Genomic DNA, 11,076 nt, shown 5'->3' with positions numbered 1-11,076 from the left:
CCATGAGCCTGTACCACGCCCTGCACGATGGCCATGCCGAGGCCGCTTCCGGCGCCGGTTCCCGTGCGGAAGAAGCGGTCGAAGATGCGGGCCGCGTCCTCGGGGGTGAGGCCGGGGCCCTCGTCGGCGACCGTGAGGTGGATCCGGCCGTTCGACCGGCCCGCCGAGACGCGTACCGCGGCCGAACCCGGCGTATGCGTCCGTACGTTGGCCAGCAGGTTGCCCACCACCTGACGCAGCCCCGTCTCGTCGGCGTGCACGAGCACCGCGCCGTCGGCCGACACCGCGACCGGGCGCCCCGGCTCCTGCACCCGCAGGTCCTCCGCCGCCTCCCGCACCAGACGGCTCAGGTCCACCTCGCGGAAGACCAGTTCGGCCTGCTGGTCGAGGCGGGCGAGCGTCAGGAGCTCGTCGACGAGGCGGCTCATCCGGTCGGTCTCCGAGCGCACCCGCCGCCCCGCCCGCTCCCGCTCGGCCGGCTCGCGGAGCATCCCCTTGTCGTACAGCTGGAGATAGCCGCGTATCGCCGAAAGGGGAGTACGCAGTTCATGGGAGGCGTCCGCGACGAAGCGGCGCAGCTGGGAGGCGCTGCGTTCACGGGTCTCGAAGGCCGATTCGACCTGGTGCAGCATGGAGTTGAGGGCCAGACGGAGCTGTTCGATCTCCAGGACCGGGTCCTTGCGGGCCGGTACGCGCCGGGTGAGGTCGCCCTCCGCGATGGCGGACGCCGTCTCGACCATGTCCTCCAGAGGGCGCAGCCGGTGCCGCGCCCCGATCAGCGTCAGCACCCCGAGCAGCACCAACAGCCCGGCACCGACGCCCAGATCGACCTTGAGGCTCTTGGTCACCCCGTCCCGTACCGCCTCGATGGACGTGGCCATGAGCACCACCGTGCCGTCCTCGAGCCGCGCGCCCACCGCACGGAACTCGTCCCCGCCGAAGTGCACCTCACGTACGGCGTCGGACGCGGAAAGGCGGTGGGGATCGTCCACCGCCGAGGCCAGCTCCCGCTGTCTGGCGGTCGGCGGGATCCCCGCGAAGGTCACCGGACGGCCCTCGCCGTCCACCGCCACGAACACCGTCTCGGGGCGCGGCAGTGTCCCGGCCGCGTCCGCGAGCAGCAGATCGTCGCGCAGTGAGCCGATCGCGCTGAGCGCGTCGATCTGCTTGCGGGTGAAGCCGGTGTTCTCCAAGGCCGTACGGGAGGAGACGAGTTCGGAGTCGATACGGTCGAGCAGATAGTGCCGCATCGCCATGATGCTCACCGCGGTGGCCACCACGATGCCGAGCGCGAGCACCACCACGTTCATCGCGGTGAGCTTGGCCCGCAGTGTCCTGGTGCCGTGATGGCGCCTGCGCTCGCGGCGCACCGGCCTCACGCGTCCGCCAGCCCGTAGCCCACGCCGCGCCGGGTGGTGATCAACGGCGGTCCCAGCGGGGCGAGTTTGCGCCGCAGATAGCTGATGTAGGTCTCGACGACGGTCGACTCGGCCTGGTGCTCGTACTGCCATACGTGGCGCAGGAGCTGTTCCTTGGGCACGATCCGGCCGCCGTTGCGCACCAGGAAGCGAAGCAGCGCGTACTCGGTGGGCGTGAGCTGCACCTCGCCGCGGGACGGGTCGTCGCAGCGCACGGTGTACGTGGTCTCGTCGAGTTCGAGGGTCCCGTAGCGCAGCGCAGGGGCGGCCGGCAGGACATCGGCCGGCCGGGTGCGGCGCAGGACGGCGGTGAGCCGGGCGACGACCTCGTCGATGTTGAAGGGTTTGGTGATGTAGTCGTCGCCGAAGCCGAGCGCGCCCACGATCTCGGCCGGGGCGTCCCGCGCCGTCACGAACACCACGGCCGTCTCCGGGTGCCGGGCCCGCAGTTCACGCCCGAAGGCGCGCCCGTCGCCGTCCGGCAGCATCACATCGAGCAGCGCGGCGTCGAACCGGCGTTCCTCGATCCGGGCGCGTGCCTGCAGCAGACAGCTCGCCCAGACCACCTCGAACCCGTGATAGCGCAGCGCGATGGTGAGGACGTCGGCTATGGAGGGTTCGTCCTCGACCACCAGTACGACCGCGCCCCTGCCCACTTCCTCCCCGGCGTTCATGACCCAAGTATCCGTCGGCTCGTTGTACGAGGGACCGGGCCGAGCTTTGGAGTTCCTTGAGAGTCATGGCCGCGACGCACCACACACGCGTGGCGACCGCAATTCTGAGGCGTGGCCCAGGGGGACGACCTACCGGTACCGATACAGACCGATGAAGGGGCAGGAATCGTGGCTGCATTGGCACGGTGGTGCTATCGGCACCGCCTGGTGGTCCTCGTACTGTGGGTGGGAGCTCTGCTCGGTGTCGGGGCCGCGGGTTCGCAGGCCGGCACGGATTACGCGAATGTCTTCAGCCTCCCGGACACCGACTCCAAGCGCGCGTACGACCTGATGACCGAGGCCTTCCCGCAGGCCGCCGGTGACACGGACACCGTGGTGTGGAAGGTCGACGAGGGTTCGGTGCGCGACGACGCGGTACGGGAGCGGCTCGAGCCCGCGCTGAAGGAGATCGGCACGATGCCGGGCGTCGGGGAGGTCTCCTCCCCGTACACGGAGCAGGGCGCGACACAGATCAGCCGCGACGGGCGCACCGCCTACGCGCAGGTGACCTTCGCCGAGCAGGCCAACGGAGTACCGAAGGCGCTCGTCGAGGACGTCGTCGAGACCGCGCAGGACACGGAGCGTGCGGGGCTCCAGGTGGAACTGGGCGGGCAGGCGATCACGCGGACCCAGGAGCCGCCGACCGGGCTCGCGGAGATGGTGGGCATCGCGGCCGCCGCGGTCGTGCTCTTCCTGGCGTTCGGTTCGCTGTTCGCGATGCTCCTTCCCATCGTCACGGCCGTGTTCGGCGTGGGCATGGGGATGATGGGCACCTCGCTGCTCAGCCATGTCACCGATGTGCCGGAAGTCGCGCCGCTGCTCGGCTCGTTGATCGGGCTCGGTGTCGGGATCGATTACGCGCTGTTCATCGTGACCCGGCACCGGCGCGGCATCCAGCGCGGCCTCGACCCCGAGGAGTCGGCGGTCACCGCGCTCAACACGTCGGGGCGCGCGGTGCTGTTCGCGGGCGGCACGGTGTGTATCGCGCTCGCCGGCATGCTCGTGATGAACATGCGTTTCCTCGACGGCGTGGTCATCGGCACATCCCTGACCGTGGTGATGAGCGTGCTCGCCGCGACCACGCTGCTTCCCGCGATGCTCGGGGTGCTCGGTCCGAAGGTGCTCAGCAGGCGGCAGCGGCGCAAGCTGGCCGCGAACGGGCCGGAGTCCGACGAGGTGACCGGGGCGGCCGCGCGCTGGTCCGGCGTCGTACAGAAGCGGCCGCGGTCGATCGCGTTCCTGGCCGTGGTGGTCATGGCGGCGCTCGCGATCCCGGTCCTGTCCCTGCGCCTCGGCGCCACCGACCAGGGCAACCATCAGGAGTCGACCACCACACGCCAGGCGTACGACCTGCTGGCGGAAGGTTTCGGCCCGGGCTTCAACGGGCCGCTGCAGCTGGTGAGTCAGGGCGGCGACGACGGTCTGCTCGACCGCGTGGAGGACACCGAGGGGGTCGCCGCTGCCGTACAGCTGCCGGTGCCGGCCGGCTCGGATGTCTCGGTGATCCAGGTCGTCCCGACCACCTCACCGCAGTCCGTCGAGACGGACGAACTGATCGACCGGCTGCGCGACGACGTGATCCCGGCGGCCGGCACGGAAACCCATGTCGGCGGTGTGACCGCCGTGTTCAAGGACTTCGCGGCCGTCACCGGCGAACGGATCCCGCTCTTCGTCGGCGCGATCATCGGCCTCGGCTTCCTGCTTCTGCTGATCGCGTTCCGTTCGCTCGTGGTGCCGCTGACGGCGGCGGTGATGAACCTCGTCGCGGCGGCCGCGTCCTTCGGCGTCCTGGTGGCGGTCTTCCAGTGGGGCTGGGGCGCGGAGGCGCTCGGCCTCGGCAAGGAAGGCCCGATCACCGCCTTCCTGCCCGTCATCATGCTCTCGCTCCTCTTCGGCCTCTCCATGGACTACCAGGTGTTCCTGGTCAGCCGGATGCACGAGGAATGGGTGCATACGAAGGACAACGCACGCGCGGTACGGGTCGGTCTCGCCGAGACCAGCCGGGTCATCAACTCCGCCGCCCTGATCATGATCTGTGTGTTCTCCGCGTTCGTCCTCAGCGGCGACATGGAGGGCGCGATGGCGGGCATCGGGCTCGCGGCGGCGGTCGCGCTCGACGCGTTCATCCTGCGTACGGCGCTCGTCCCGGCCGCGATGCATCTGCTCGGGCGGTCCAACTGGTGGCTGCCCAACTGGCTGGAGAAGCGGCTGCCGCACTTGGCGGTGGAGCCCAAGGAGGATGTGCCGGTGCCTGTGGAGTCCGTGGACGCCGCGGTTCCCGCCCAGCGCATCGGGGGCGCCTCCGCCGTCCACGGCTTCCTGCGCACCCCCGACGGCGAGGCGGTCGCGGACGCGGTGCTCACCCTCGTCTCGCGCGGCGGCCGCCAGCTCGACCGCGTCGACTCGCTCGCCGACGGCTCGTACATCCTGGCGGCCCCCGGCCCCGGCTCGTACCTCCTCGCCGTGACCGCGACCGGGTTCGCCCCGCGCGCGCGGCACATCATGATCGGCGAGGATCCTCTGGTGTACGACGTGGAGCTGGCCTGGGAGGAACAGGTGGACGCGGTCAACTGACGGCTTGGACCAGGGATTTGGGTTCCGGCGTACGGGCGCGGAAATCCCGTACGCCGGGGACCAGGGCCGTCCCCGCGCAGGCCACCGCGACCACCGCGCCCGCGATCCACAGCGGTGCCTCGGGTCCCCACAGGCCGGCGGCGAGCGGGGCGAGCGCGTAGCCGAGCGGCATCGCGCCGAGCGAGAGCAGCCAGTCGTACGAGACCACGCGGGCCAGTGTCCGCTCGGGGATGGCCTGTTGCACCGCCGTCTCCCAGACCGGGTTGAGGAAGCCGAGCCCGGCCTGCGCGATCCCGTACGCGCCGATGACCAGCGGGGCGGGCGCGTCCGCGGCGAAGAGCATGAGCGGCAGGGCATACGTGGCCAGGCCCAGGTTGGCGGTGAGGATCGGCCGCCGTGGCCTGGCCCGCGCGGCGAGCAGCGAGCCGAGCAGCAGCCCGCCGGCGCCGACCTGGAGCAGCACCACCCAGGCGGTCGGTCCGCCGAACTCGCGGGCCGCGAGGCCGGGTCCGATGGTCATCAGGACGGCCGCGGCGCCGTTCCAGGCGGAGTGGCCGATGAGGCTGGTCCAGTACCAGTCGCGGCGGCGCACCTCCTGCCAGCCCTCGACGAGGTCGGCGCGCAGGGAACGGCGCTCGACGGGGACGTTGCGTACGCGCGTGAAGCCGAGCAGCAGGGCGCTGACCGCGAAGGAGGCGCCGTCCAGGACGAACGCGAGCCCCGGTCCGGCCAGCGTCACGAGCAGCGCGGCGAGCGCCGGGCCGCCGAACCGCGCAGAGCTGCGCACAATGCCGAACAGGGCGTTGGCGCGGTGCAGTTGGCTCTCTTCGACGGTTCCCTTGATCAGTGAGGGCTCGGTGGGCATGGCGAACGCGGAGGCCGCGCCGCCGATCGCCTCAGCCAGCGCGATCTGCCACAAGTGCGGGTCACCCGCGAGCAGTTCGAACCCGACGAAGAGCTGGCTCGCGGCCCTGATGCCATCGGTGATCAGGGCGACGGTCCGGGCGTGGAACCAGTCGCCCGCCACCCCGCCGAACGGCAGCAGCGCCAGCTTGGGCACCATCGCGCAGGCGAGCACGATCGCCATCGCGGAGGGGGAGCCGCTGATCTCCAGTACGGCGAGCGCGAGCGCGGTGGGGATCACCGCGTCGCCGATGAGGGAGAGGGAGCGACCCGCGAAGAACAGGCGGAAGTTGAGGGTGCGCAGAGGATGCGGCATGACCCGCAATGTATTTCGTTACCGAACTATTCGTCAACGAAATATTTGGGAGCGAAGGGTTCCGGCGTACGCTGAGCGGCATGGAGCGTGAGCAGGACGCCGACATGGAGCGTGAGCGGGACTGGACCGATGGGCACGTGGCGCGGTGGAAGCCCGTACTGCCCGAGCTCGACCCCGATGTCGAGGGCGCGGTGACACGGATGAAGAAGCTCTCCGTGCATCTGATGCGGGTGCGCGAGCAGTCCCTGGTCGACTTCGCCCTGGACCGGCAGGAGTTCGACACCCTGCACAAACTGGCCGGCCGCTCGGGCCGCGCGACGCCCTCGGAGCTGGCGGCGGACCTCGACCTCAGGCCCGCCTCCGTGACCGGCCGCCTCGACGGCCTGGAGAAGCGCGGCCTCGTCCGCCGTACGCAGTCGACGCGCGACCGGCGCCGGGTGGACGTCGAGCTCACCGAGGACGGCCGGGCGACGTGGCTGGGCGCGATGGACATGCTCGGCGACGAGGAGTCCCGGCTGCTCGGGGTGCTGTCCAAGGAGGAGCTGGGCCGGCTGTCGGACATGCTGCGGCGGATCATGGTGGAGGCGGAACGGGACGGCGGGGCGCACTGGAAGGCCTGAGCGGCCCTCGACTTCCCTGGTGGGAGCGGTTGTCAGTGCCGCCCTCTAATCTCCGTTGTCATGGGGAGACTGACGTTCGTCGATGAGACGACTGCGGGGGAGCGCGCCGAGGCGTGGGGGATCGAGATCACCGAGGAGCGGCTGACGCTGCGCGAGGTGATCCGACGACGTGTGTTCCAGGAGGTCGCGGAGTACCACGCCGCGTCACCCGGCGTGTTCCGCGGCCTCGTCCAGCCGACGGACACGGAGCGCACGCTGAACGGGTACGCGCTGAGGACACCGCGACGGATCGACCCGGAGCGGCAGTTCGAGCGCGCGGTGGAGGCGTTCGGGCGGAACGGGTTCCTGGTCCTGATCGGGGACCGGCAGGTGGAGGAGCTGGACGAGGAGATCGAGCTCAGGCTCGGGGTCGAGGTCACGTTTCTGAAGCTTGTGCCGTTGGTGGGTGGGTGAGCGTGGTGCACACGGTGGATCGGATCGAGCGGGTACGGAAGTTCGCCGCCGAGGGCGCTATTGAGCAACTGGCCGTCGAGCTTCTGGAGAGGGGGCCGGAGACGATCGAGGCGCGTACCTGGACCGGCTACGACGAGGAGACGCTGGACGTCGTGCGTGCGCTGCGCGGCGACGCGGCGTTGACGCTGGCGCAGAGCCTTGTCACCCTGACCGGGATCTACAGCCTCCAGGCGGGGTGCCGGATCGCGGCGACGGCGCTGCTCGGGGTCATCGACACTCCGATGCCCGATGATCCGTTCGCGTACGGGCGGTTCAGGCGTCTGGAGACGTACGGGCGCCTGCATTCCACCTGGGCCGAGAGCGAGATGACGGTCCTCGCGCGTGCCGAGCTGGACGTGGGCGGATCCGTCCCCGCCGCCGTGGTCGCCACCATGCGCCGCTCGCTGACGCGCAGGTACATCGGAGGCGCTCATGCCGAGGAGCTGACGGCGCTGCTCGACCGGATCACCGACCCGGTGGTCAACCCTGGCGAAGCCTGGTCAGACCGGGCGTTGACCGACATGGCTGACGCCGGCGCCGACTGGCAGGCGCTCGTGCGGCACGCGCTGACGGCGGCCGGCGCCAGGCCCACCGCCGCGTGGGAGAAGAGCGCCTGCCTCCTGACCGAGCTGCTGCCGGAGGGGCAGGTGCGCGAGCGCATCACCACCTGGCTCGGGCTCGTGGGGCAGCCGCGCACGGTGCGTCTGTTCGGTGGGGAGGCGCGGATCAACGACGAGTTCGACCCCTACAACGCCGACGCCCTCCGGGGCCTCATCTGGACCCTGTCGCTGCTCCCCGCGCACCGCGACACCGTCCGCACCCTCGGCACCCTCGCCGAGACCTGCCTGCGCAAGCTGCCGGGCCTCGGGCCGCGCAGCCCCAAGCTGGCCAACGCGGCCGTCACTTCGCTCGCACGGATGGAAGGCGAGCCGGCCCTCGCCGAGCTCGCGCGCCTGAGCGCCCGCATCACGTACAAGGGCACCCTCAAGCAGCTCCACACCGCCCTGGACGCGAAGGCGAAAGCCCTCGGCCTCACCCGCGAGGAGATCGAGGAGCTCGCCGTCCCGGCTTACGGCCTCAACGAGGTCGGTCGTGCCACTCACCAACTGGGCGACTGCGCAGCAGACTTGACTGTCATGGGCTCCCAAGCCACTCTCACCTGGCGCAACCCCGCCGGAAAGACTCTCAAGGCCCCACCAGCCCAGGTCAAGCGGGACCACCCCGACGAACTCAAAGAGCTCAAGGCGGCCGTCAAGGACATCGACAAGATGCTGAGTGCGCAAGCCGAGCGCCTCGACCGCCAGTTCCTGGCTCGCCGCCGCTGGGCCTATGACAAGTGGCGCACCCAGTACCTCGACCACTCGCTCGTCGGCACCCTCGCCCGCCGTCTCCTGTGGACTGTCGACGACAGGCCGGTCGGTTACGCGGACGGCGAGCTGCGCACGCTCGCCGGCGAACCCGTCACCGCAGGCGCCGAGGTAGAGCTCTGGCACCCCATCCACCACGAGCCCGCCGAGGTCGTGGCCTGGCGCGAATGGCTGGAGCGGCACGTGATCACCCAGCCGTTCAAGCAGGCCCATCGCGAGGTGTACCTGCTCACGGACGCGGAGCGGAACACGGGCACGTACTCGAACCGTTTCGCCGCCCACATTCTGCGCCAGCACCAGTTCAACTCCCTGGCGGCGATTCGGGGTTGGCACGCCAAGCTACGCCTGTGCGTGGACGACGAGTACCCGCCGGCGTACAAGGAACTGCCCCAGTGGGGACTGCGCGCGGAGTACTGGATCGAGGGCATCGAGGGGGACGACTGGACTGCTCACATTGCCGACTCCGGCGCTTATCTGCGTATCCGCACCGACCAGGTGCGCTTCTACCCGATGGAGGCCCCGCGCAACAGCGCGCACGCGGGCAGCGGCGACTACCGCATGTGGGTCACCCCGGACGACGAGCCCGTCGCCTCGCTTCCTCTCACCGACATCCCGCCCCTCGCCCTCAGCGAAGTCCTGCGCGACGTCGACCTGTTCGTCGGCGTGGCCAGCGTCGGCAACGATCCGACCTGGCAGGACGGCGGTCCCGAAGGCCGCTTCCAGGAGTACTGGAGCTCGTACAGCTTCGGCGAGCTGAACGCGAGCGCCGAGACCCGCCGCCGGCTCCTGACCCGCCTGATACCGAGGCTGGCGATCGCGGACCGGTGCACGGTCGAGGGCCGGTTCCTGCACGTCAAGGGCGAGTTGCACACGTACAAGATCCATCTTGGGTCCGGAAACATCCTGCGGACCCCGAACGACCAGTACCTGTGCATCGTGCCCAAGGGGGTCCCGGCGGGCGAGCCGGCCGGCACCGGCTATCTGCCCTTCGAGGGCGATCGCGTGCTGTCGGTGATCCTCAGCAAGGCGATGCTGCTCGCGAAGGACAAGGAGATCACCGACTCGACGATCACGAGTCAGCTCTGAGGTCAGCCCGCGGTCAGTATCGCCCCGCCGACGATCAGCGCGAGCGGCAGGCCGATGGTGACGGCGGCGAGGGCCCAGCCCACCCTCGGGCGGGTCCAGGTGCCCGCCGCGACGGACAGGACCACCATGAGCAGGAGGTAGCCCAGGAACGCCAGTGCGGCGAAGGACAGGAGGGCGAGGGCGAGCAGGAGGAGCATGCCGATGAGCAACATCGCGATGACCTTTCAGTAGGGCCGGAGCCGGCCCACTGATCGGGTCAGCTCTTGCTGAGGCCGGGCTTGTCGGGTCCGGGCGCGGAGTCCGAGGAGTCCTCGTCCGTCATCCCAGGCAGAAAGTCCACGAACAGTTCGTGGACCTCGCGTACCAGCGGGCGCAGCACCCGGAAGCGGGCGAGCGCCACTCCGCGCGTGGTGAGCTTGGCGCCCCGGTCGGCGAGCCGGTAGCAGCGCTCGCGGCCGGGGGAGCGGTCGAACACCCAGTACAGGACCAGGCCCATCTGGGAGAGCCAGAGCATCTCCGGGAGGATGTCCTTGAGTTCGTCGGGGATCTTCGCCTTCGACCCGGCGAGCAATTCGCGGTGCACGGCGATCGCGGCCTCGCGGGCGTGCTCCGACTCGGCCGAGAACGGGCTGAGCGGGGAGTCCGGATCGGCGGCGTTCTTGAAGAACTGCGCCGCGAACTCGTGGTACGGCTCCGCGATGTCCAGCCACGCCCGCAGCACCCCGGAGAGCCGCGCCTCCAGATCCGTCTCGCGGTCGAGCACCGGCCGTACGGCGGCCTGGTGCTCGGCGGCGATCCGGTCGTAGAAGCCCTGGATCAGGTGCTCCTTGCCGGCGAAGTAGTAGTACGCGTTGCCGACGGAGACCCCGGCCTCCTTGGCGATCGCCCGCATCGTGGTCTTGTCGTAACCACGCTCCTGGAAGAGCCGCATCGCGGTCTCCAGAATCAGCGTCCGCGTCTGCTCACTCTTGGGCGCGGATTCCGACTCCTTGGGCGAGGGCCCCGGCTCCGACGACACGTTCACGCTCACTTTCCCTGCTGGCACGCTGGCACGTGGCACGGTCCCGAGCCTAACCAGTCGGACAGCGTCCCGAGTCACAAGCCTCCGGCCCGGCATACGACCAGCCGCGCTGCGGGTGGTACGTCCACCCGTCGGCCCGCCGGTACACACCCTCTTGCCAGCCCTCGGGCCGCCGCTGCCCCTCGCGGTACTTGGCCGCGGCGAGCAGCACCGCCCGCGCGAACCGGGCCCCCGAATGCGAGGCGACCCGGTGCGCCATCGGCCGGTGCTCGGCCAGCGCCCACAGACACACGACCCAGGCCGCGGGCCCCCGGTAGACCTGCCCGCCGTCCCCCACGACGGTGATCTCGTCCAGCGTCCGCCCGTGATCGATCCCCGGGAAGCGCCGCCCCGCCTCCTGCGACCCGGCCGGTACGAGATCCAGCGGCACCAACTGCCGCTGCTTGACCAGCCAGTTCCGCAGATGCGTGCAGAGCGGGCACTCCGCGTCGTACAGGACGGTCAGCCGGCGGACCGGGGCGTACGCCACGCCCCGGCCCCCCTGCCCCGGGGCGGTGCTCCGGGGC

10 protein-coding genes are annotated in these 11,076 nt (G+C 70.5%); 4 read left to right on the top strand and 6 right to left on the bottom strand.

All coding sequences use genetic code 11. The annotated features are described in order from the left end of the window. Together G6045_RS34975 and G6045_RS34970 are read right to left on the bottom strand one after the other, a co-directional pair. On the bottom strand, nucleotides 1-1,310 hold a 1,310-nt coding region (locus G6045_RS34975; protein ID WP_165336236.1), incomplete at its 3' end, for a sensor histidine kinase. A gap of 65 nt (nucleotides 1,311-1,375) precedes the next feature. Next, a complete protein-coding gene (locus G6045_RS34970; protein WP_165336232.1) occupies nucleotides 1,376-2,092 on the bottom strand; it encodes a response regulator transcription factor in 717 nt (238 codons plus the stop codon). Between the two features lie 177 nt (nucleotides 2,093-2,269). Here G6045_RS34970 and G6045_RS34965 point away from each other — a divergent pair, with 177 nt between their 5' ends. Further along, complete coding sequence (locus G6045_RS34965; RefSeq protein WP_165336235.1) at nucleotides 2,270-4,705, top strand: MMPL family transporter; 2,436 nt, start codon at nucleotides 2,270-2,272, stop codon at nucleotides 4,703-4,705. Here G6045_RS34965 and G6045_RS34960 read toward each other — a convergent pair. After that, nucleotides 4,698-5,924 carry an MFS transporter gene (locus G6045_RS34960; RefSeq protein ID WP_165336231.1) on the bottom strand — a complete coding sequence of 409 codons (1,227 nt, stop codon included), beginning with the start codon at nucleotides 5,922-5,924 and terminating at the stop codon, nucleotides 4,698-4,700. The genes G6045_RS34965 and G6045_RS34960 overlap by 8 nt on opposite strands. 80 nt (nucleotides 5,925-6,004) lie before the next feature. Between G6045_RS34960 and G6045_RS34955 the strand changes: the two genes are divergently transcribed. Genes G6045_RS34955 through G6045_RS34945 form a run of 3 tightly spaced genes read left to right on the top strand, consistent with a single transcriptional unit; the run spans nucleotide 6,005 to nucleotide 9,489 of the window. Beyond that, a complete protein-coding gene (locus G6045_RS34955; protein ID WP_408056404.1) occupies nucleotides 6,005-6,544 on the top strand; it encodes a MarR family winged helix-turn-helix transcriptional regulator in 540 nt (179 codons plus the stop codon). 60 nt (nucleotides 6,545-6,604) lie between these two features. Beyond that, a complete protein-coding gene (locus tag G6045_RS34950) occupies nucleotides 6,605-6,997 on the top strand; it encodes a hypothetical protein (protein WP_165336230.1) in 393 nt (130 codons plus the stop codon). After that, nucleotides 6,994-9,489: a DUF4132 domain-containing protein gene (locus G6045_RS34945; RefSeq protein ID WP_328708013.1), complete on the top strand. Its 2,496-nt coding sequence runs from the start codon at nucleotides 6,994-6,996 to the stop codon at nucleotides 9,487-9,489. The genes G6045_RS34950 and G6045_RS34945 overlap by 4 nt, the downstream gene beginning before the upstream one ends. 2 nt (nucleotides 9,490-9,491) lie before the next feature. Here the strand turns inward: G6045_RS34945 and G6045_RS34940 are convergent, their stop codons facing one another. From G6045_RS34940 to G6045_RS34930, 3 genes are all read right to left on the bottom strand, one after another. After that, nucleotides 9,492-9,701, bottom strand: coding sequence for a hypothetical protein (locus G6045_RS34940; protein WP_165336229.1), 210 nt, complete (start codon nucleotides 9,699-9,701; stop codon nucleotides 9,492-9,494). Nucleotides 9,702-9,745: 44 nt separating this feature from the next. Further along, the gene (locus G6045_RS34935) at nucleotides 9,746-10,420 is read right to left on the bottom strand and encodes a TetR family transcriptional regulator (RefSeq protein WP_235968515.1); all 675 of its coding nucleotides are present in this window, start codon (nucleotides 10,418-10,420) and stop codon (nucleotides 9,746-9,748) included. 139 nt (nucleotides 10,421-10,559) lie between these two features. After that, nucleotides 10,560-11,076, bottom strand: a 517-nt coding sequence (locus G6045_RS34930; RefSeq protein ID WP_408056403.1) for a thiol-disulfide oxidoreductase DCC family protein, incomplete at its 5' end; no start/stop codon positions are given.

Source organism: Streptomyces mesophilus, from assembly GCF_011044995.1.
GTDB classification, from domain to species: domain Bacteria; phylum Actinomycetota; class Actinomycetes; order Streptomycetales; family Streptomycetaceae; genus Streptomyces; species Streptomyces mesophilus.
This window is presented reverse-complemented; position numbering and strand designations above follow the sequence as displayed.

Excerpts from the sequence above, each read along its gene's own strand:
- G6045_RS34955 (WP_408056404.1), top strand. The coding sequence starts at position 6,005 with ATGGAGCGTGAGCAGGACGCCGACATGGAGCGTGAGCGGGACTGGACC.
- G6045_RS34970 (WP_165336232.1), bottom strand. The coding sequence starts at position 2,092 with ATGAACGCCGGGGAGGAAGTGGGCAGGGGCGCGGTCGTACTGGTGGTC.
- G6045_RS34935 (WP_235968515.1), bottom strand. The coding sequence starts at position 10,420 with ATGCGGCTCTTCCAGGAGCGTGGTTACGACAAGACCACGATGCGGGCG.
- G6045_RS34960 (WP_165336231.1), bottom strand. The coding sequence starts at position 5,924 with ATGCCGCATCCTCTGCGCACCCTCAACTTCCGCCTGTTCTTCGCGGGT.
- G6045_RS34940 (WP_165336229.1), bottom strand. The coding sequence starts at position 9,701 with ATGTTGCTCATCGGCATGCTCCTCCTGCTCGCCCTCGCCCTCCTGTCC.
- G6045_RS34950 (WP_165336230.1), top strand. The coding sequence starts at position 6,605 with ATGGGGAGACTGACGTTCGTCGATGAGACGACTGCGGGGGAGCGCGCC.